At 61.8% G+C, this 20,592-nt stretch carries 19 protein-coding genes and 1 pseudogene; 9 read left to right on the top strand and 11 right to left on the bottom strand.

What is annotated here, in order from left to right:
• Positions 1 to 9: 9 nt before the first annotated feature.
• Positions 10 to 873: a YicC/YloC family endoribonuclease gene (locus AD659_RS27150; protein ID WP_053126559.1), complete on the bottom strand. Its 864-nt coding sequence runs from the start codon at positions 871 to 873 to the stop codon at positions 10 to 12.
• A 264-nt stretch (positions 874 to 1,137) separates the two neighbouring features.
• On the opposite strand from AD659_RS27150, the gene rph reads away from it, so the two are divergent.
• Both rph and AD659_RS27140 read left to right on the top strand, forming a co-directional pair.
• Positions 1,138 to 1,860: a ribonuclease PH gene (rph, locus tag AD659_RS27145; protein ID WP_003177262.1), complete on the top strand. Its 723-nt coding sequence runs from the start codon at positions 1,138 to 1,140 to the stop codon at positions 1,858 to 1,860.
• A 31-nt stretch (positions 1,861 to 1,891) separates the two neighbouring features.
• Positions 1,892 to 2,260 (top strand): DUF4870 domain-containing protein, encoded by a 369-nt coding sequence (locus AD659_RS27140; protein ID WP_053126557.1) that lies wholly within the window; start codon positions 1,892 to 1,894, stop codon positions 2,258 to 2,260.
• Between the two features lie 177 nt (positions 2,261 to 2,437).
• On the opposite strand, the gene AD659_RS27135 is transcribed toward AD659_RS27140, so the two are convergent.
• Positions 2,438 to 3,217, bottom strand: a complete 780-nt coding sequence (locus tag AD659_RS27135; protein ID WP_053126555.1) for a catabolite repression control protein Crc — start codon at positions 3,215 to 3,217, stop codon at positions 2,438 to 2,440.
• Positions 3,218 to 3,299: 82 nt separating this feature from the next.
• Here AD659_RS27135 and pyrE point away from each other — a divergent pair, with 82 nt between their 5' ends.
• Positions 3,300 to 3,944, top strand: a complete 645-nt coding sequence (gene pyrE / locus AD659_RS27130) for an orotate phosphoribosyltransferase (protein WP_053126553.1) — start codon at positions 3,300 to 3,302, stop codon at positions 3,942 to 3,944.
• Positions 3,945 to 4,139: 195 nt separating this feature from the next.
• Here pyrE and argB read toward each other — a convergent pair whose 3' ends face one another.
• The 4 genes and pseudogenes from argB to coaBC form a co-directional block, all read right to left on the bottom strand.
• Complete coding sequence (gene argB, locus AD659_RS27125; protein ID WP_025216133.1) at positions 4,140 to 5,045, bottom strand: acetylglutamate kinase; 906 nt, start codon at positions 5,043 to 5,045, stop codon at positions 4,140 to 4,142.
• Between the two features lie 27 nt (positions 5,046 to 5,072).
• A pseudogene (locus AD659_RS27120) lies at positions 5,073 to 6,476 on the bottom strand (phosphomannomutase/phosphoglucomutase); the annotation flags it as partial.
• A 252-nt stretch (positions 6,477 to 6,728) separates the two neighbouring features.
• Entirely contained in the window at positions 6,729 to 7,184 is a 456-nt protein-coding gene (gene dut / locus AD659_RS27115) for a dUTP diphosphatase (RefSeq protein WP_053126549.1), read from the bottom strand.
• 4 nt (positions 7,185 to 7,188) lie between these two features.
• Entirely contained in the window at positions 7,189 to 8,397 is a 1,209-nt protein-coding gene (gene coaBC, locus AD659_RS27110; RefSeq protein WP_053126546.1) for a bifunctional phosphopantothenoylcysteine decarboxylase/phosphopantothenate--cysteine ligase CoaBC, read from the bottom strand.
• 145 nt (positions 8,398 to 8,542) lie between these two features.
• Here coaBC and radC point away from each other — a divergent pair, with 145 nt between their 5' ends.
• Positions 8,543 to 9,217 carry a RadC family protein gene (radC, locus tag AD659_RS27105; protein ID WP_053126544.1) on the top strand — a complete coding sequence of 225 codons (675 nt, stop codon included), beginning with the start codon at positions 8,543 to 8,545 and terminating at the stop codon, positions 9,215 to 9,217.
• Positions 9,218 to 9,347: 130 nt separating this feature from the next.
• Here radC and AD659_RS27100 read toward each other — a convergent pair whose 3' ends face one another.
• On the bottom strand, positions 9,348 to 10,934 hold the full coding sequence (locus tag AD659_RS27100) for an ABC transporter substrate-binding protein (RefSeq protein WP_053126542.1): 1,587 nt from the start codon (positions 10,932 to 10,934) through the stop codon (positions 9,348 to 9,350).
• 437 nt (positions 10,935 to 11,371) lie between these two features.
• Here AD659_RS27100 and rpmB point away from each other — a divergent pair, with 437 nt between their 5' ends.
• Both rpmB and rpmG read left to right on the top strand, forming a co-directional pair.
• Positions 11,372 to 11,605 (top strand): 50S ribosomal protein L28, encoded by a 234-nt coding sequence (gene rpmB, locus AD659_RS27095; protein ID WP_003177273.1) that lies wholly within the window; start codon positions 11,372 to 11,374, stop codon positions 11,603 to 11,605.
• An 11-nt stretch (positions 11,606 to 11,616) separates the two neighbouring features.
• Positions 11,617 to 11,772 carry a 50S ribosomal protein L33 gene (rpmG, locus tag AD659_RS27090; protein WP_003177274.1) on the top strand — a complete coding sequence of 52 codons (156 nt, stop codon included), beginning with the start codon at positions 11,617 to 11,619 and terminating at the stop codon, positions 11,770 to 11,772.
• 169 nt (positions 11,773 to 11,941) lie between these two features.
• On the opposite strand, the gene AD659_RS27085 is transcribed toward rpmG, so the two are convergent.
• Positions 11,942 to 12,304 carry a cupin domain-containing protein gene (locus AD659_RS27085; protein ID WP_053126540.1) on the bottom strand — a complete coding sequence of 121 codons (363 nt, stop codon included), beginning with the start codon at positions 12,302 to 12,304 and terminating at the stop codon, positions 11,942 to 11,944.
• A 232-nt stretch (positions 12,305 to 12,536) separates the two neighbouring features.
• Between AD659_RS27085 and AD659_RS27080 the strand changes: the two genes are divergently transcribed.
• A complete protein-coding gene (locus AD659_RS27080) occupies positions 12,537 to 14,030 on the top strand; it encodes an aldehyde dehydrogenase (RefSeq protein WP_053126538.1) in 1,494 nt (497 codons plus the stop codon).
• 213 nt (positions 14,031 to 14,243) lie between these two features.
• Entirely contained in the window at positions 14,244 to 15,386 is a 1,143-nt protein-coding gene (locus AD659_RS27075) for an MFS transporter (RefSeq protein ID WP_053126537.1), read from the top strand.
• A gap of 188 nt (positions 15,387 to 15,574) precedes the next feature.
• Here AD659_RS27075 and AD659_RS27070 read toward each other — a convergent pair whose 3' ends face one another.
• The gene (locus AD659_RS27070) at positions 15,575 to 17,140 is read right to left on the bottom strand and encodes a phospholipase D family protein (RefSeq protein ID WP_053126534.1); all 1,566 of its coding nucleotides are present in this window, start codon (positions 17,138 to 17,140) and stop codon (positions 15,575 to 15,577) included.
• 61 nt (positions 17,141 to 17,201) lie between these two features.
• Positions 17,202 to 18,635, bottom strand: coding sequence for an aminotransferase-like domain-containing protein (locus AD659_RS27065; RefSeq protein WP_053126533.1), 1,434 nt, complete (start codon positions 18,633 to 18,635; stop codon positions 17,202 to 17,204).
• 179 nt (positions 18,636 to 18,814) lie between these two features.
• Here AD659_RS27065 and AD659_RS27060 point away from each other — a divergent pair, with 179 nt between their 5' ends.
• Positions 18,815 to 19,060 carry a DUF1127 domain-containing protein gene (locus AD659_RS27060; RefSeq protein WP_053126531.1) on the top strand — a complete coding sequence of 82 codons (246 nt, stop codon included), beginning with the start codon at positions 18,815 to 18,817 and terminating at the stop codon, positions 19,058 to 19,060.
• Between the two features lie 128 nt (positions 19,061 to 19,188).
• Here the strand turns inward: AD659_RS27060 and AD659_RS27055 are convergent, their stop codons facing one another.
• On the bottom strand, positions 19,189 to 20,502 hold the full coding sequence (locus AD659_RS27055) for an NAD(P)/FAD-dependent oxidoreductase (RefSeq protein WP_053126529.1): 1,314 nt from the start codon (positions 20,500 to 20,502) through the stop codon (positions 19,189 to 19,191).
• Positions 20,503 to 20,592 lie beyond the last annotated feature (90 nt).

Genomic DNA, 20,592 nt, shown 5'->3' with positions numbered 1-20,592 from the left:
GGGTTAGCCTTACTCAATGTTCTGCACTTGTTCGCGCATTTGCTCGATCAACACCTTGAGGTTGACCGCAGCCTGGGTGCTGCGCGGGTCGAAGGCTTTGGAGCCCAGTGTATTGGCTTCGCGGTTGAGCTCTTGCATCAGGAAGTCGAGGCGGCGACCGGCCGCACCGCCGGACTTGAGCACGCGGCGGACTTCGATGATGTGGGTGCTCAGGCGATCCAGTTCTTCGGCCACGTCGCTCTTTTGCGCGAGCATGACCATTTCCTGTTCCAGGCGTTGCGGGTCCAGCTCGGCCTTCATGTCGGCGAAGCGGTCGAGGACCTTCTGGCGCTGGGTGGCGAGCATCTGCGGGACCAGCTCGCGCAAGGTGCTGACGTCTTCTTCGATAGCGGTCAGGCGCTCGTTGATCAGCCGGGCCAGTTCTGCGCCTTCACGCTCGCGTCCGGCCTTGAGTTCTTTCAAGCCTTGGTTGAACAGCGCCAGGGCCTCGGCATTCAGCGCCTGCGGGTCGCTCGCGTCACCCACCAGCACGCCGGGCCAAGCCAGGACTTCCAACGGGTTCAGGGCGGCGGGGTGCTTGATCAGGCTGGCGACGGTTTCGGCGGCGGCGACCAGTTGCGCGGCGCGTTCGCGGTCCACTTGCAGGGCTTTGCCGGTGCTTTCTTCGGTGAAACGCAGGGTGCATTCCAGCTTGCCCCGGGACAGGCCCTGGCGCAGCGCTTCGCGCACGCCGCCTTCCAGGTCGCGGAAGGATTCGGGCAGGCGCAGGTGCGGCTCCAGGTAACGGCTGTTGACCGAGCGCAGCTCCCAGCTCAGCGTGCCTTGGGCCCCGGCTTTCTCGACGCGGGCGAAAGCGGTCATGCTGTGCACCATGGGGGTTCCTCGCAATGCAAGCCGGCCACAACGGTGGTCGCGGGGCTTGGGATCTGTGGATAAATGCCGAAGGGCAGCAAAGGCGCAGGATTGTAGCGCAGTGGGACGCAAGCGCCCAAACCGCTCTGGCAACAAACCGCTGCAGCCCGTCGGCCGGGGCCTTGGGCGCGCTCACCGGTCGCGCCGGCTTTTTTAAACTGCCCTCTGGCGGCCCACGGCTCTATAATGTCCGGCAGTTTTCCGTCCTCTGTACAGGTGTTCCCTATGAAACGTCCAAGTGGTCGCGCTGCCGATCAGCTCCGCTCGATCCGCATTACCCGCAACTACACCAAACACGCCGAGGGATCTGTACTGGTCGAATTCGGTGATACCAAGGTCATCTGCACCGTCAGCGTCGAAAACGGCGTGCCACGGTTCCTCAAGGGCCAAGGCCAAGGCTGGCTGACCGCCGAATACGGCATGCTGCCACGCGCCACCGGCGAGCGGAACCAGCGTGAGGCCAGCCGTGGCAAGCAGGGCGGCCGTACCCTGGAAATCCAGCGTCTGATCGGCCGTTCGCTGCGTGCTGCGCTGGACATGTCCAAGCTGGGCGACGTGACGCTGTATGTCGATTGCGACGTGATCCAGGCCGACGGCGGCACGCGTACGGCTTCCATCACCGGCGCCATGGTTGCGCTGGTCGATGCCTTGAAAGTGATCAAGAAACGCGGCGGTCTCAAGGGCGGCGACCCGCTCAAGCAAATGATCGCCGCCGTGTCCGTGGGCATGTACCAGGGCGAGCCGGTGCTGGACTTGGATTACCTGGAAGACTCCGCCGCCGAGACCGACCTGAACGTGGTCATGACCAGCGCCGGCGGTTTCATCGAAGTTCAGGGTACCGCCGAGGGCGCGCCGTTCCAGCCGGAAGAGTTGAACGCTATGCTGGAGTTGGCGAAGAAAGGCATGAACGAGATTTTCGAATTGCAAAAGGCCGCCTTGGCCGACTGATCGTTTTCCGCTTCAAGACAAGGAGAGTGTCATGAGTGATGAACAAATCCTGCTGCCCCAGCCGAGCAAAGAGGCGCGTCAATGGGCAATGTTTTGTCACCTGTCCGCCTTGTTGGGGATCTGGATTCCGTTTGGCACGCTGATCGGGCCGTTGGTGCTCTGGCAGCTCAAGCGTGAATCCGACCCGTTCATCGATGCCCAAGGCAAGGAAGCGCTGAACTTCCAGATCACCGTTGCGATTGCCTCGGCGATCAGCCTGCTGCTGATGATTGTGGTGATCGGCTTCTTCCTGTTCGGCCTGGTGGCCATCGGTGCGTTGGTGCTGACCATCATTGGTGGCGTGAAGGCCAATGAAGGGCAGCCGTATCGGTATCCGTTTACCTGGCGGTTGGTCAAATAACCATCCATGAACACCTGTCCCTGTGGGAGCGAGCTTGCTCGCGATAGCGGTGTGTCAGCCGGCATTGATGCTGAATGATGGATTGCCATCGCGAGCAAGCTCGCTCCCACAATGAGTTTCCAGCGCCCACAAAAAAACCGACATGACTGTCGGTTTTTTTGTGGGCGCGAATGGCGCTTAGTTGGTCAGCGTCCAGTCGTAATCCACGATCAGTGGCGCATGCTGCGAGAACCGTGGCTGGCGCGGCAGGCGGGCGCTGCGTACGAAGCGGCGCAACCCGGGCGTCAGCAACTGGTAATCGAAACGCCAGCCGAGGTTGAGCATCTCGGCCTGTTCGTTATCTGGCCACCAGCTGTACTGGTCACCTTCGCGGCTGACTTCACGCAGGGCGTCGACATAACCCATATTGCCAATGATCTCGTCCATCCAGGCCCGTTCCGGCGCCAGGAAACCCGGAGATTGTTGGCTGTCGCGCCAGTTCTTGATATCCAGCTTCTGTTGCGCCACGTACAGCGAGCCACAATAAATGTACTCGCGACGTTTGCGCCGCTGTTTATCCAGATAACGGGCGAAGTCGTCCATCAACTTGAATTTCTGATTCAAATCTTCATCGCCGTTCTGCCCCGAAGGAAGCAGTAAGGTCGCGATGCTGACCTTGTCGAAATCGGCTTGCAGGTAGCGCCCGTAGCGGTCCGCCGTCTCGAAACCGAGACCGTTGATGACAGCCTTCGGTTGCAGCCGCGAGTACAAAGCCACGCCACCCTGGGCGGGGACTTCGGCATCGCAGGCATAAAGGAAGTAACCATCCAGTTGGAAGGCTGCATCGTCCAGTTCAAAGGCGGAGGCGCGGGTGTCCTGCAGGCAGATGACGTCGGCATTCTGTGCTTGCAGCCAACTGAGCAAACCACGCTCGACTGCAGCCTGAATACCATTGACGTTCACACTGATGATCCGCATAAATGGCCCCAAAAATCACGTGCGTGTATGATACACGCCGTGTACCTATTTAGCTAAATCCGCGGTATTTGAGGCTTTTTTCATGCAGGCGTATCAGCGCGATTTCATTCGTTTTGCCATCGATCGCGGCGTTCTGCGCTTCGGTGAGTTCACCCTCAAGTCCGGGCGCACCAGCCCGTACTTCTTCAATGCCGGCCTGTTCAACACCGGCACCGCCCTGGCGCAGTTGGGTCGTTTCTATGCGGCAGCCATCGTCGAGAGCGGCATCCCGTTCGACGTGCTGTTCGGCCCGGCCTACAAAGGCATCCCGCTGGCCGCCACCACCGCCGTCGCCCTGGCCGAACACCACGACCGCGACTTGCCTTGGTGCTTCAACCGCAAGGAAGCCAAGGCCCACGGCGAAGGCGGTAGCCTGGTCGGCGCACCGCTGACTGGCGAAGTCTTGATCATCGACGACGTGATCACCGCGGGCACCGCCATTCGCGAAGTGATGCAGATCATCGGTTCCCAGGAAGGCGCCAAGGCCGCCGGCGTGCTGATCGCCCTGAACCGCCAGGAGCGGGGCAACGGTGAGCTGTCGGCGATCCAGGAAGTGGAGCGCGACTTCGGCATTCCGGTGATCAGCATCGTGTCGCTGAACCAGGTGCTGGAGTTTTTGGCCGACGATCCGCAGCTCAAGCAGCATTTGCCGGCGGTGGAAGCCTACCGCGCCCAGTTCGGCGTCTAAAAAGCCCCGCTGATTTTGATCTTGTGGCGAGGGAGCTTGCTCCCGCTCGGTCGCGCAGCGACCGCAAAATGTTGGGGCCGCTGCGCAGCCCAGCGGGAGCAAGCTCCCTCGCCACAAAAGCATCATCTGAAAAAGTGGTGCAAAAAAAGACCCCGCTCAACCAGGTTGAGCGGGGTCTTTTTTTACCGGTATCGCTTAAGGACGCTTGCGATTGCTGATCAACGTACCCACGCCGGTATCGGTGAAGATCTCCAGCAGGATCGCATTCGGCACGCGACCGTCGATGATCAGCGAGCTGCCGACACCGCCCTGTACCGCTTCCAGTGCGCAACGGATCTTCGGCAGCATGCCGCCGTAGATGGTGCCGTCCGCGATCAGGTCATCGACCTGCTGGGTCGACAGCCCGGTCAGGACCTTGCCGGTCTTGTCCATCAGGCCGGCGATGTTGGTCAGCAGCATCAGCTTTTCAGCTTTCAGCGCTTCGGCAACCTTGCCGGCTACCAGGTCGGCGTTGATGTTGTACGACTCACCGTTGGCACCCACGCCGATGGGCGCGATGACCGGGATGAAGTCGCCCTTGACCAGCAGGTTCAGCAGGTCGGTGTTGATGCCGACCACTTCGCCCACGTGACCGATGTCGATGATTTCCGGCTGGGTCATCTCCGGGGTCTGGCGGGTGACGGTGAGTTTCTTCGCCCGAATCAGCTCGGCGTCCTTGCCCGTCAGGCCGATGGCGCTGCCGCCATGGCGGTTGATCAGGTTGACGATGTCCTTGTTCACCTGGCCGCCAAGGACCATTTCCACCACATCCATGGTCTGCGCGTCGGTGACGCGCATACCGTCGATGAAGTGGCTCTCGATCGACAGGCGCTTGAGCAGGTCGCCGATTTGCGGGCCACCACCGTGGACCACCACCGGGTTGATGCCCACGGCCTTCATCAGCACGATGTCGCGGGCGAAGCCGGTCTTGAGCTCCTCGCTTTCCATCGCGTTGCCGCCGTATTTGATCACCAGGGTCTTGCCGACGTAGCGTCGGATATAAGGCAACGCTTCGGACAGGACCTTGGCGGTGTTGGCGGCGGCTTCGCGTTCGAGGGTCATTCAGGGCTCCGGTAGTGCTTCAAAAAATCAAAACGGTAGTTGGAGATCAGGTGCAACACGTTTGAGTTGGGCGTGGAACACGTCCTTGATGCGCTGCAGTTCGGCTTCGTTGTCGGCCTCGAAACGCAGCACCAGCACCGGTGTGGTGTTGGAGGCGCGGACCAGGCCCCAGCCTTGTGGGTAGTCGACCCGCACACCGTCGATGGTGGTCAGTTCGGCGCCTTCGCCCCACTGGGCGTCGTGCAGTGCATCAATGATGCTGAATTTGCTCTCTTCGGTCACATGGATATTGATTTCTGGCGTAGAAATATCGTTCGGGAAGGTCGCGAACAGTTCTTCGGCCGTGGATTTCTCCTTGCTGAGGATTTCCAGCAGGCGCGCGGCGCTGTAGATACCGTCGTCGAAACCGAACCAACGCTCCTTGAAGAAGATGTGGCCGCTCATTTCGCCGGCCAGCAGGGCGCCGCTCTGTTTCATCTTCTTCTTGATCAACGAGTGACCGGTTTTCCACATGAGCGGGCGACCGCCATATTCCTTGATCAACGGTACCAGGCGACGGGTGCATTTCACGTCGAAGATGATTTCGGCATCAGGGTTGCGTGCCACCACGTCCTTGGCAAATAGCATCAGCAGGCGGTCGGGGAACACCACGCTGCCGGTATTGGTCACCACGCCCACACGGTCGCCGTCGCCGTCGAAGGCCAGGCCCAGGTCGGCGTTGGTTTCCTTGACCTTGGCGATCAGGTCTTGCAGGTTTTCCAGCTTGCCCGGGTCCGGGTGGTGGTTAGGGAAGTTGCCGTCGACGTCACAGAACAGCGGGATGACTTCGCAGTTCAGGGCTTCGATCAGTTGCGGGGCGATCACGCCGGCCGCGCCGTTGCCACAATCGACCACCACTTTCAGGCGGCGGGCGAGCTTCACGTCGTTGACGATCTCGTCGTTGTAGCGCGGCAGGATGTCGACCTTGGTCACACTGCCCTGGCCGCTGCTCAAGTCGTTGGTCTTGAGGCGGGTGTGCAGGGCCTGGATCTGTTCGTTGGCGAGGGTGTCGCCGGCGATGACGATCTTGAAGCCGTTGTAGTTCGACGGGTTGTGGCTGCCGGTGAGCATTACGCCTGATTTACCGGCCAGCACGTTGGCGGCGTAGTACAGCGCGGGCGTCGGGACCAGGCCCACGTCGCTGACGTGGCAGCCGCTGTCGGCAACGCCTTTGATCAATTGCTCGACCAGCTCGGGGCCCGACAAGCGGCCATCGCGGCCGACGCACACGTTCGGTTCGCCCTGGGCCAGGCTCTGGGAGCCAATGGCGCGGCCGATCCAGTAGGCGGTTTCGGCGGTGAGGGTTTCCGGTACCACGCCACGGATGTCGTAGGCGCGGAAAATGCTTTCAGGGAAGATCGGGGCGATTGCGGCTGGGGTGTTCATGGGCGGGGCGCTCTATCAGGAAAGTGACTGGACACACCGACACTGGGTGTCGGCAGGCTCAAGCTGAAGGGTATGACGGCGTTTTTGACAGAGAGTTCGTGGTGGGAAAGTGCCATGAGACAGCGTTACCCCGGCCTCGCTCGCCTAATACATTGATTCCGGATGGGAAACCTAGCAGAAAGCCATTGCGCATTTTTTGCCCTGAAACAGAAGCTTAACAAACGGGCCGGGCAGGACGCCCGGCCCGCAACCGCATGGTCAATGGCTGCCGGAATGCCCGAAGCCGCCGGCGCCGCGCTGGCTCTCGTCGAATTCCTCGACCAGCTCGAAGTGGGCCTGGACCACTGGCACCAGCACCAGCTGTGCGATGCGTTCGCCCACGGCAATGTTGAAGGCTGTTTGGCCGCGGTTCCAGCACGACACCATCAGTTCGCCCTGGTAGTCGGAATCGATCAGGCCCACCAAGTTGCCCAGCACGATGCCATGCTTGTGGCCCAGGCCCGAGCGCGGCAGGATCAGCGCGGCCAGGCCCGGATCGCCGATGTACACCGACAGGCCAGTAGGAATCAGCAGGGTCTGGCCTGGCTCCAGGATCGTGTCCTGCTTGAGCATCGCCCGCAGGTCGAGGCCGGCGGAGCCCGGCGTGGCGTATTGCGGCAGCGGGAATTCGCTGCCGATGCGTGGGTCGAGGATCTTGGCTTGTAGGGCGTGCATGACATTAAACCTGGTTCAGACGTTCGGCGATAAAAGTGATCAGCTGGCGGGCAATCTTGCTCTTGCTGGTCTGGGCGAAAAGCGTGGCGTGCAACTGGCGGTCGATCACGCTGCAGGCGTTTTCTTCGCTGTTGAAGCCGATGCTCGGATTGGCCACGTCGTTGGCGACGATCAAGTCGAGGTTCTTGTCCTTGAGCTTGCGGGCGGCGTAATCGAGCAGGTGTTCGGTCTCGGCGGCAAAGCCGACGCTGAACGGGCGGTCGGGGCGGGTGGCGATGCTGGCCAGGATGTCCGGGTTGCGCACCATTTGCAGGAGCAGGCCGTCGCCGCTTGTAGGGTCTTTCTTCAATTTTTGCGGGGCAACGACTTCGGGGCGGTAGTCCGCTACCGCTGCCGAGGCGATGAACAGGTCGCACGGAATGGCCGCTTCGCAGGCCGCGAGCATGTCCCGGGCACTGACTACGTCGATGCGCGTGACCCGGTCCGGGGTCGGCAAATGCACCGGTCCGGTAATCAGCGTCACCCGGGCGCCGGCTTCCACGGCGGCTTCGGCCAGGGCGAAGCCCATTTTTCCGGAGCTGTGGTTGGTGATGTAGCGCACCGGGTCGATGTTTTCCTGGGTCGGCCCGGCAGTGATCAGCACGTGCTTGCCGGTCAGGGCCTGGCGCTGGAAGCAGTCGGCGGCGCACTGGGCCAGGTCCGTGGCTTCGAGCATGCGCCCCATGCCCACGTCACCGCAGGCCTGGCTGCCGGAGGCCGGTCCGAAGACTTTCAGGTCGCGGCTTTCCAGCAATTGCAGGTTGGCCTGGGTCGCCGGGTCACGCCACATGGCCTGGTTCATGGCCGGTGCGACGGCAACCACGGCGTCGGTGGCGAGCACCAGGGTGGTTAGCAGGTCATCGGCGATGCCCTGGGCCAGGCGGGCGATCAGGTCCGCCGTGGCTGGGGCGATCAGCACCAGGTCGGCCCATTTGGCCAGTTCGATATGGCCCATGGCGGCTTCGGCCGCCGGGTCGAGCAAGTCCAGGTGGACCGGGTGCCCGGACAGGGCTTGCAGGGTCAGTGGGGTAATGAACTCGCTGCCGCCACGGGTCATGACGACCCGCACTTCCGCGCCCTGGTCGATGAGTCGGCGAACCAGCTCGGCGCTCTTGTAGGCGGCAATGCCGCCGCCGACGCCCAGAACGATGCGTTTCCGATACAGCCGCTGCATAGGCCTGCCTTTCGATTTCAGTGGTCAGTGCAGGACGAACCCCTTGGCAGCAGCCTGCCAGGGTGCAAATCGCCTGCAAAAAAGATGGGCTACGATATCACAGCGACCGCTACGGAACAGCGGCGCCCACAATCAGGGAGATGCTATGAGTATTCGCGATTGGCCTGTGGCCGAGCGGCCACGGGAGAGGTTATTGGCGCTGGGGGCGGGGAGTCTTTCAGATGCCGAGTTGCTGGCGATTTTCTTGCGAACCGGCGTGTCCGGCAAAAGCGCGGTGGATCTGGCGCGACAACTGTTGATTCAATTTGGCAGCCTGCGCGCGCTGCTTGAAGCCGATCAGATCACCTTCAGCAATCACATGGGGCTCGGGCCGGCGAAGTTTGCCCAACTGCAGGCGGCTCAGGAAATGAGTCGTCGGCATCTGGCCGAACGGGCACGGGAAAAGACCATGCTGGAAAGCCCCTTCGCGGTTCGTGAATACCTGAAGTCCCTGCTGCGCCACGAACCCCACGAGGTGTTCGGTTGCCTGTTTCTCAATTCCAAGCATCAGGTGCTGACTTTCGAGGCGCTGTTTCGCGGCTCGATCGACAGCGCCAGTGTCCATCCCCGGCAGGTGGTCAAGCGAGCCCTGGCTCACAACGCCGCTGCGCTGATCCTGTGCCACAACCACCCCTCCGGCAACACCGAGCCCAGCCAGGCCGACCGGTTGCTCACCGAGCGGCTCCAGGAGGCCCTGGAGCTGATCGACGTGCGGGTGCTCGATCATTTCATCGTCGGCGATGGCGAGCCGTTGTCGATGGCGGAGTGTGGGTGGATGTAGGCCCGATCTGACGAAACGAGGCCCTTTGTGGGAGCGAGCTTGCTCGCGATAGCGGTCGGTCAGCATAGATGTGTCTGATGCGCCGCTATCACGAGCAAGCTCGCTCCCACAGGGGGCTGTGGGGCTGGGGTTACTTGAGGCTGACCTTGGAGTAATCCTGCCGACCAAACGGGCTCACCCCATAACCCTGCACATCCTTGCGGGTGAGGGCGAAGGCGGTGGGGTGCGCCAGGGGCAACCATAGGGCCTGTTGCTGGATCTGGGCCTGGGCCTGTTCGTAGAGCTTGGCGCGCACGCCTTGTTCGCCGGTGGTCTTGCCGGCGCTGATCAGCTTGTCCAGATCGGCGTTGCAGTAGCGGGCGAAGTTGGTGCCGGACTTGACCGCCGCGCAGGAAAACTGCGGCGTGAGGAAGTTGTCCGGGTCGCCGTTGTCGCCCGCCCAGCCCATGAACAGCAGGTCATGCTCGCCGGCCTTGGCGCGGCGGATCAGTTCGCCCCATTCGATCACGCGGATTTCTGCCTGGATGCCGATTTCCGCGAGGTCCGATTGCAGCAACTGCGCCCCTAGGCTCGGGTTGGGATTGAGCAGGCTGCCGGAAGGTCGGGTCCAGATCGTGGTCTTGAAGCCTTCCTTCAAACCGGCCTTGGCCAGCAAGTCGCGGGCCTTGGCTGGGTCGTGGGCGTAGCCCGGCAAGTGCTTGGCATAGCTCCAGGTATTCGGTGGATAAGGGCCATTGGCGGCTTCGGCGGTGCCTTCGAAGACGGTCTTGAGGTAGCTGGCCTTGTCGAAGGCCAGGTTGATGGCTTGTCGCACCTCAGGTTTGTCCAGTGGCGCATGCTGGCTGTTGATCGCCACGAACGCAGTCATGAAGGCGTCGGTCTGGGCCACGCTGAGGGTCGATTCCTGCCGGGCGGCCTGCACGTCCAGCGGCTTGGGCGACAGGGCGATCTGGCATTCGTTGCGGCGCAGTTTCTGCAGGCGCACGTTGGCATCCGGCGTGATGGCGAAGATCAGCGGGTCCACGGTGGGCTTGCCACCGAAATAGGCGTCGTTGGCCTTGTAGCGAATCGAGGCGTCCTTCTGGAACCGGCTGAAAATGAACGGGCCGGTGCCGATCGGCTGGTTGTTGAGTTTTTCCGGCGTGCCGGCCTGCATCAACTGATCGGCGTATTCAGCCGAATAGATGGAGGCAAAGCCCATGCTCAACGTCGCCAGGAAGGTCGAGTCGGCGTGATCGAGGGTGAAGCGCACGGTCAGCGGGTCCAGGGCGTCGATTTTTTTGATCAGCGCCGGCAATTGCATGGACTGGGCGTGGGGGAAGCCGCTTTGCGCGACCTTGTGCCACGGGTTCGCCGGGTCGAGCATGCGCTCGAAGCTGAACTTCACGTCCTCGGCGGTCAGGTCGCGGCGCGGTGTGAAGTAGTCGGTGTGATGGAACTTGACCTGGGGGCGCAGCTTGAACACGTAGGTCAGGCCATCGGTTGAGACGTCCCAGTGCTCGGCCAGGCTGGGGACCACTTTGCCGCTGGCGGTGTCAAAATCCACCAGGCGGTTCATCAGCACGTCGGCGGAGGCGTTGGTGGTGGTCAGGGAGTTGTACTGGACGACATCGAACCCTTCCGGGCTGGCTTCGGTGCAGACGCTCAGGGCGGCGGCCTGGGCCAGCGGGCTGATCAGCAGAGGGGCGAGCAACAATGGTAGGGCAGCGAGGCGCATGGTCGGTTTCCTGTGCAAGTCGAAGGCCCATCTGCGAGTGCAGTCTGGAAAAGGCCTACCCTAGTGGGCTCGCTGGCAAATGACTATCCCCTTTTTGCATTTTCCGGCACTCTGCGGCGACGGCATGGGTGGCCAGAACCCGCCGCACGTGAAAAAAACCCGCGTGCAGCGACGAGCGGTAAAGGGCCGTGCCAGCCTCTGCCCCCGCCGTCCGGGGCGGTTAGCCGATGTTTCCCCATGAAGACAAATCACATCGACTGTTGTTGCACTGTGGTCTTTCTGGTATAAAGCAGCGCTCTTTTCTAGGGGCCCGGTTCCTTCACTGTAGGTGTAGCCGGTAAGACCCTTAAAGAAACGCGGCGCCTGGCGCCAAATGACTGAGAGATTAAGCGGCCAACCCATGCCGGGTTGGGCATGTGGTTTTAGAGGGCTGAGGCATGTCGAGAGTCTGTCAAGTTACCGGTAAGGGTCCGGTGACTGGGAATAACATTTCCCACGCAAACAACAAAACCCGTCGTCGTTTCCTGCCGAACCTGCAGCATCACCGCTTCTGGGTTGAAGAAGAGAAACGTTTTGTGCGTCTGCGCGTATCTGCCAAAGGCATGCGCATCATCGACAAGCGTGGCATCAGTGTCGTGCTGGCCGAACTTCGTCGCGATGGCAAGGTTTAAGGGAGCTAATCATGCGTGAATTGATTCGTTTGATCTCGAGCGCCGGTACTGGTCACTTCTACACTACCGACAAGAACAAGCGTACTACCCCGGACAAAATCGAGATCAAGAAATATGATCCGGTTGTTCGCAAGCACGTGATCTACAAGGAAGGCAAAATCAAGTAATTGATTTTTCCCTCTTACAAAAAAGGCCCGTATCGCGAGATACGGGCCTTTTTTGTTGCCTGTGAGGGCCTCGTCGCGAGCATGCTCACTCCCTGGGTTTCGGGCACGCCACAATCCCCTGTGGGAGCGAGCTTGCTCGCGATGAGGCCAGATCCAGCGACGCAAATCCTCAGGCCTTCTGCTCAAACACCACATAGATCTTGCGGCACGGCTCCAGCACTTCCCAAGTGCCCTTGAACCCGGCCGGGATCACGAAGCGGTCGCCGGCCCGCAGGGTCTTGGCGTTGCCCTCGTTGTCCCGCAGCACGGAAACGCCTTGGACGATCTCGCAGTATTCGTGCTCGGTGTAATTGACCGTCCACTGGCCAACGGCGCCTTCCCAGACCCCGGCATTCATTTGTCCGCATGGACTGTTGTAGTGGTTGAAAACCGCTTGTTCGGGATCACCCTTGAGCACCTTGGCCGGGTCCGGGCGATAACGTTCGACGGTGGTATTGGCCTGGCTGAAGTCGACGATGTCCTGAATGCTCATGCTGGTGATTCCCGGTGATCGCTTGGAAGGTCCGAGTCTATGTTTATTAAAACGAACATCGCAAGGCCGTTTGCCGGCGTTGTGTCAAATATATTGAAACATGACCAGCCGCTGGTTTAGGGTGGCGGGTGCCCCGTGCCGAAAACGGCGCCGAAAACAGGCTGGCCGGGCAGAATTCTTTGAGCGCTGCGCATTGCGCGGCGTTCGTACTCAATAAGAGGAGGACACACGCATGACCACCCTGACTCGTGCCGATTGGGAACAACGCGCCCGCGACCTGAAAATCGAAGGCCGCGCCTTCATCAACGGTGAATACACCGATGCGGTGTCCGGCGAAACCTTCGAATGCCTCAGCCCGGTCGATGGCCGTGTGCTGGGCAAGATCGCCAGCTGCGACGTGGCCGACGCCCAGCGTGCCGTCGAGAATGCCCGCGCCACTTTCAACTCCGGCGCCTGGTCGCGCCTGGCGCCAAGCAAGCGCAAAGCCACCATGATTCGTTTCGCCGGCCTGCTCAAGCAGCACGCCGAAGAGCTGGCCTTGCTCGAAACCCTGGACATGGGCAAACCGATCAGCGACTCGCTGAACATCGACGTGCCCGGCGCGGCCCAAGCGTTGAGCTGGAGCGGTGAGGCCATCGACAAGCTCTACGACGAAGTGGCCGCCACCCCGCACGATCAACTAGGCTTGGTCACTCGTGAGCCGGTAGGGGTCGTCGGCGCTATCGTGCCTTGGAACTTCCCGCTGATGATGGCCTGCTGGAAGCTTGGCCCGGCGCTGTCCACCGGTAACTCGGTGGTGCTAAAACCGTCGGAAAAATCCCCGCTGACCGCCATCCGCATCGCCGCGCTGGCGATCGAGGCCGGCATTCCGAAAGGCGTGCTGAACGTGCTGCCAGGCTACGGTCATACCGTCGGCAAGGCCCTGGCCCTGCACATGGACGTCGATACGCTGGTGTTCACCGGCTCCACCAAGATCGCCAAGCAACTGATGATCTATTCCGGCGAATCCAACATGAAGCGCATCTGGCTGGAAGCCGGCGGCAAGAGCCCGAACATCGTGTTCGCCGATGCCCCGGATCTGCAGGCCGCCGCCGAATCCGCGGCCAGCGCCATCGCCTTCAACCAGGGCGAAGTCTGCACCGCCGGTTCGCGGCTGTTGGTGGAGCGCTCCATCAAGGACACGTTCCTGCCGCTGGTGATCGAAGCACTCAAGGGCTGGAAGCCAGGCAATCCCCTGGACCCGGCCACCAACGTTGGCGCCCTGGTCGATACTCAACAGATGAACACCGTGCTGTCCTACATCGAGGCCGGCCACAGCGACGGCGCCAAACTGGTCGCCGGTGGCAAGCGCATCCTTGAAGAAACCGGCGGCACCTATGTCGAGCCGACGATTTTCGACGGTGTGAGCAACGCGATGAAAATCGCCCAGGAAGAGATTTTCGGCCCGGTGTTGTCGGTCATCGCTTTCGACACCGCCGAGCAGGCCATCGAAATCGCCAACGACACGCCGTATGGCCTGGCCGCAGCGGTATGGACCAAGGACATCTCCAAGGCTCACCTGACCGCCAAGGCCCTGCGTGCCGGCAGCGTATGGGTCAACCAATACGACGGCGGCGACATGACCGCCCCGTTCGGTGGCTTCAAGCAGTCGGGCAACGGTCGCGACAAGTCGTTGCACGCGTTCGACAAATACACCGAGCTGAAGTCGACCTGGATCAAGCTCTGACTCGGGGCTTCATGCCGCGCTGATCCCCTCTGTGGGGGCGGGGATGGGCGGAAGATCGGTCGGTACACATCCCCTGTGGGAGCGAGCCTGCTCGCGATAGCGGTATGACAGTCGACGACTTTGTTGAATGTTGCGCCGCTATCGCGAGCAAGCTCGCTCCCACAGTGTTTTGGGGGATGGCTGAGATTGATAACCCTCCACAGGAGCGTGGGAATGCGTTGGGCAACCTATTTCGCCGTGTTGGCCTCTGTCCTGAGCGTCGGTCTGGCCCTGGGCGTCAGCATGCCGCTGGTGTCGTTGCGCCTGGAGGGCTGGGGTTATGGCTCGTTTGCCATTGGCGTGATGGCTGCCATGCCGGCCGTGGGCGTGTTGCTCGGCGCCAAGGTGTCGAGCCGGCTGGCGGCGCGGTTCGGCACGGCGGCGTTGATGCGCCTGTGCCTATGGGGCGGGGCAGTGTCCATCGGGCTATTGGCGCTGTTGCCCAGTTATCCGGTGTGGTTGGTGCTGCGCTTGTTGATCGGCGTGGTCCTGACCTTGGTGTTCATCCTGGGTGAAAGCTGGATCAATCAACTGGTCATTGAGAAATGGCGTGGGCGACTGGTGGCGCTGTACGGCAGCAGCTACGCCCTGAGCCAGTTGTCCGGCCCGCTGTTGCTGGGCGCGCTGGGGACCGATCATGACTACGGGTTCTGGGTGGGCGTCGGCCTGCTGCTAGTCGCACCCTTGCTTTTGCTGGGCCGTAGCGGTGCGCCGAGCAGCGAGGCCGGCAACGTTACGTTTGGTGATTTATGGACGTTCTGCCGAGGCTTGCCGGCGATTGCCTGGGCGGTCTCGTTGTTCGCTGCGTTCGAAGCGATGATTCTCACGTTGCTACCGGTGTATTGTCTGCGCCAGGGCTTCACGGCCGACATTGCGCTGGCGATGGTCAGCACGGTGGTGGTCGGCGATGCTTTGCTGCAGCTGCCTATCGGTGCCCTGGCCGATCGCGTGTCTCGCCGGGCCCTGTTGACCGGGTGCGCGGTGGCGTTGATGTTATCGAGCCTGGCGGTTCCGTTGCTGATCGACACTCTGCTGATCTGGCCGCTGTGGGTGCTGTTCGGCGCCAGCGCAGGCGGTTTGTTCACGCTGTCGCTGATCCTGATCGGCGAGCGTTACCGCGACGATGCACTGGTGCGGGCCAACGCCCATGTCGCGCAACTGTGGGGGCTTGGTTGCCTGGTTGGTCCGCTGGTGGCGGGGGCGGGCAGCCAATGGGTCAGCGGCCATGCGCTGCCTTTGTTCATGGCGGCCGGAGCGTTCGGGTTGGTGATCCTGCTGTTGCGGCAAGGGGCGTTCGGGGCGACGCAGGCTGCCTGAATATCCCGAAGCGCTGTGGCGAGGGAGTTTTTGTGGCGAGGGAGCTTGCTCCCGCTCGGTTGCGCAGCAACCGCAAAGCCGGGACTGCTTCGCAGTCCAGCGGGAGCAAGCTCCCTCGCCACAAAAGCGGTCTGCCACAAGGCAGGCTGTCCACAAAACGGTCTGCCACAAGAGCGACCTGTCCACCTCTAAAGCATCCGCTCCAACCCGATCGTCGTGCTGAACCAGGCATTGAACCGGCGCCACCAGCTGCCCGGTTCGCGGTCCAGGTCGTGGGTCTGGCCGTTGTCTTCGGTGGTCCACACAAGCGCTTCATCTTTCAGTCGGGCCTGGTAGCTCAGGGCCGGCGCCATGCCTTGCAAGGCCAGTTCACGGACTTGTCCGGCGAGTTCAGGGCTGTCCACCAGTACGCCGACTTCGGTATTCCACAGCACTGAGCGCGGGTCGAAATTGAACGAGCCGATGAACGATTTCTGCTGGTCGAAGATGATCGCCTTGCTGTGCAGGCTGGAGTCCGATTCGCCGTAGGACTTGCTGTAGAACAAGTGAGCGCTGCCGCCGGTGTCGCCCGGTTGCCGGCGCAACTCAAACAGGCGCACGCCGTGTTGCAACAGGGCCTTGCGGTACGGCGCATAGCCGCCGTGCACGGCGGGCACGTCGGTGGCTTCCAGGGAGTTGGTCAGCAGGCTTACCGATACGCCGGCATCGGCGCGACTGGTCAGGTACACCAAGCCTGGCTGGCCGGGGACGAAGTAGGCCGAAATCATGATCAGTTCTTTGCTGACGCCCGTCAGCTCGGGGGCCAGTTGCGTGGTCAGCAATAGCTGCGGGTCCGGTTCGCCCTTGGCCAGCACTTTGCTGGGCGCGTCCCACAGCGCCTGGTTCCAGGCCCAGATCAACTGGTCGCGCCACGTGTCCAGGCGCGGTTGGGTCTTGTAGGCAGTCAATTGCTGGTAAAGCGCGTGGTTTTCCTGGTGGGTCTGCTCCAGCGACTCCTGCAGGCGCAGTCGACTGTTGGCCAAGTCCTTGGCCGTGGGGCGATGGGACAGGAACTGTTCGATGGGTTTGCTCAGGGCGCTGTTCCAGTACTGGTCGAAGCTGTGCCCCAATTGCTCGGCCACCGGACCGACACCGAGCAGGTCGATGTCGGTGAAGTTCAGGTTAGGTTCGGCGTCGAAATACTCATCGCCCAGGTTGCGGCCGCCGACGATGGCCATGCTGTTGTCGGCCAGCCACAGCTTGTTGTGCATCCGCCGGTGTTGCAGTGACAGATTGAACAGGCGCCCGAGACCGCGGGTCACGCCGGTGGCGCGACCCAGGTGCAGCGGATTGAACAGGCGGATCTGGATTCGCGGATGAGCGGCGAGGGTCGCGATGATCTGATCGAGGCCATCGCTGGTGGTGTCGTCCAGCAGGATCCGCACACGTACGCCGCGGTCGGCGGCCTTGAGCAATTCATCCACCAGCATTCGCGTACTGATGCCGTCGTGGACGATGTAGTACTGCAAGTCCAGACTGCCTTGGGCGTTGCGAATCAGCTCGGCGCGAGCGGTGAAAGCCTCGGTGCTGTCCGACAGCAGCCGAAAGCCCGAGCGGCCTTCATGGGGCGCGACCTGGGCCTGGACCGAACGGCCGAACGAGGATTCGGTGGCGGGCAAGGCCTGGGAGGGTTCGCGGGTGACATCAAGACCGGCGCAGCCGCTTAGCAACGAGGCGACTAACAGCAGCGCAGGCAGGATCGGTCTGGATCTCACGTAGGATCGTTCCGCTTGTTCACGTTGATCGGCTGTTGGGTGCCGCTTCCCTGGGTAAAGTTCAGACGACGTGGCGCTGGGTTTCGTTCAACAACGCGATGGCGGCCGCGCCGACTTTGCGCACGGCTTCTTCGATCTGGGCCGTTGGCTTGGCAGCGTAGTTCATCCGCAGGCAGTTGCGGTACTTGCCCGATGCCGAAAAAATGCTGCCGACGGCGACCTGTACGCCTTGGTCCAACAGGACCCGATTGAGCTTCAGTGTGTCGAAGCCGTCGGGCAATTCGATCCACAGCATGAAACTGCCCCGCGGGCGGCTGGCACGGGTGCCCGAGGGAAAGTAGCGGCTGACCCAGTCGATCATCACGTCGCGATTGCGCTGGTATTGCGTACGCATCCGCCGCAAATGGGGTTCGAAATGCCCGCCCTTGAGAAATTCGGCGATGGCGATCTGCGGCTGTGGCGCGGTAGAACCGGTGCTGATGTATTTCATGTGCAGCACCCGCTCCAGATACCGACCCGGCGCGACCCAGCCAATGCGCAGGCCGGGCGCCAGGGTCTTGGAAAACGAACTGCAGAGCAGGACGCGGCCATCTTCATCGAAGGACTTGATGGTGCGTGGGCGCGGGTATGTGTAGGCCAATTCCCCATACACATCATCTTCGATAATCGCCACGTCGAAGCGCTGTGCCAGGTTCAGCAGCGCGCGTTTGTTGGCGTCGGGCATGATGTAGCCCAGCGGGTTATTGCAGCTGGGGGTCAACTGTATGGCCTTGATGGGCCATTGCTCCAGGGCCAGTTCCAGTGCATCCAGGCTGATGCCGGTGAGCGGGTCGGTGGGGATTTCCAAAGCCTTCATGCCCAGGCCCTTGAGGGTTTGCATGGCCCCGTGAAAGCTGGGTGAATCCACCGCGACGATGTCGCCTTGTTCGCAGGTGGCGCGGATGCTGACCGACAGGGCTTCGTGACAGCCGGTGGTGACGATTAAATCGTTGGGGCCCAATTGGCAGCCAGAGTCCAGCGATAGCCGGGCGATCTGCTCGCGCAATGCAAGGTTGCCGTAGATGTTGTCGTAATACAGGCCGGGCATGTCTTGTCGACGGCTGATCTGCGCCAGGCTGCGCAGCAGCGGTTTCATGGTCGGCGAATTGATATCCGGCATGCCGCGTCCCAGTTGCACCACGTCCGGGCGCGGTACGGCGCGTATCAGCTCCAGCACCTGGTCCCACTGGGAAATATCCACAGGGCGCTGGGCCGGACGGCCTACCACCGGCAGGTCCGGCAATTCGCGGCTCACGGGTACGAAATAACCGGACTTGGGTCTGGGCATCGCCAGCCCACTGTCCTCCAACACACGATAAGCCTGCTGCACCGTACTCAAACTGACTCCGTGTTCCGTGCTCAATGCCCGCACCGACGGCAGCCGGTCGCCGGGGCGGTAGAAGCCCTGTTCGATGCGGGTGCCAAGCAGTTCGGCGAGGTTCACGTAGAGGGTCATGGTGCGCTCCCGATGAGATGGACAACTGCAACCAATACAGTTGGGTTGGAAAATGACGATTCAGTGTCGGAAATACCGAATCTGTATGCTTATAAAAGAAATTGTTTGAATCTGTATTGCTTTTAGCCGTCCGCGCATCATGAAACCTCTGGCTACCCAAGTAAACAGGAGCGATCAAAATGAACGGCTTGAGCGATGTGCGGCTGACGTTACACAGTCAGGAACTGGCGGCAGGGCAGGAGAAAGGGCTGCGCAGCGCGACGTTGCGCAATGCACCGTCCGGCCTGAGTCGCTGGGCCCTGTTCTGGCATCGTCTGCATACACGCAAGGCCTTGTTGGAACTTACACCCGAACAGTTGCGTGACGTCGGGCTGAGCCGGGAGCAGGCGCGGGAGGAGGGGCTCAAGCCGTTCTGGCGGCTTTGAAGCGATAAAGAACCCAGCACAATCCCTGTGGCGAGGGAGCTTGCTCCCGCTGGGTTGCGTAGCAACCCTTAGATTTTGCGGTCGCTGCGCAACCGAGCGGGAGCAAGCTCCCTCGCCACGGTTTTTGGTTAGACCAATTCTTTCAACCGATGCCACAACATCCCCAGCGCCAACAGCGGTGAGCGCAAATGCTTGCCACCCGGGAAGGTCATGTGCGGGACCTGGGCGAACAGGTCGAAACCGCTGCCGTGCTGCCCGCTGATGGCTTCGGCCAACAATTTGCCGGCCAGGTGCGTGGCATTCACCCCGTGGCCGGAATAGGCCTGGGCGTAATACACATTGGGTTGATCCTTGAGCCGGCCGATCTGCGGCAAACGGTTGGCACCGATGCCAATCATCCCGCCCCATTGATAATCGATTTTCACATCCCCCAGTTGCGGGAACACCTTGAGCATCTTTGGACGCATGTAGGCGCCAATGTCCTGCGGGTCGCGGCCGGAATAATGACAAGCCCCGCCAAACAACAAGCGTCGATCCGCCGAAAGCCGGTAGTAATCCAGCGCTACACGCTGGTCGCAGACCGCCATGTTCTGCGGCAACAGTGCCTGGGCCTGGGCCTGGCTCAGGGGCTCGGTGGCGATGATGTAGCTTCCGGCCGGCAAGACTTTGCCGCCGAGTTGCGGATTGAGTCCATTGAGGTAGGCGTTACAGCCCAGTACCAGCGTCTTGGCGCGGACCGAGCCCTGTTGGGTGTGCACCTTCACTTCAGGGCCGTAGTCGATACGCGTGACCGCTGATTGCTCGAACAGCCGGACCCCCAGTTGCTGCGCGGCGGCGGCTTCGCCCAAGGCCAGGTTCAGTGGGTGCAGATGGCCTGAACCCATGTCGATCAACCCGCCGACGTAGCGATCCGAACCCACGACGCTGTGCATTTCGTCGGCTTGCAGCAGTCGGGTCGGGTGGCGATAACCCAGGCTGCGCAATTCTTCGGCGTCTTCGGCGAAGCCTTCCAGGTCGCTGGGTTTGTTGGCGAGGTCGCAGTAGCCCCAGGTGAGATCGCACGGAATCCGGAAACGCTCAACGCGTTGCCGGACGATTTCCACCGCCTCAAGGCCCATGAGTTTCATCTGGCGCACGCCGTCGGTGCCGATGATCGGGGCGAACTGGTCGAGGCCATGGCCGACGCCACGGATCAATTGGCCGCCGTTGCGCCCGCTGGCGCCCCAGCCGATCCGGTGCGCTTCCAGCAGCACCACGCTCATGCCGCGTTCGGCCAGTTCGATCGCCGTGTTCAACCCGGAGAACCCGCCGCCGACGACGCAGACGTCCACTCGCAACTCACCCTGTAACACCGGATGGTCCGGTTGCGGCAGGCTGCTGGCGGCGTAGTAAGAGGCGGCGTGCGCGTGGTTCGGGACAGGTTGCTGAACACGGGCGTTCATGTGCGTAATCCTGATTATTGTGTTTGAGAAATTTTACGGAGCATAAGCCGGAGATTCCTCCCTGGGCAACACCGGTCGGTTGGCGCTGTC

It is taken from the genome of Pseudomonas thivervalensis (genome assembly GCF_001269655.1).
In the GTDB taxonomy this organism is placed as follows: domain Bacteria; phylum Pseudomonadota; class Gammaproteobacteria; order Pseudomonadales; family Pseudomonadaceae; genus Aquipseudomonas; species Aquipseudomonas thivervalensis.
This window is presented reverse-complemented; position numbering and strand designations above follow the sequence as displayed.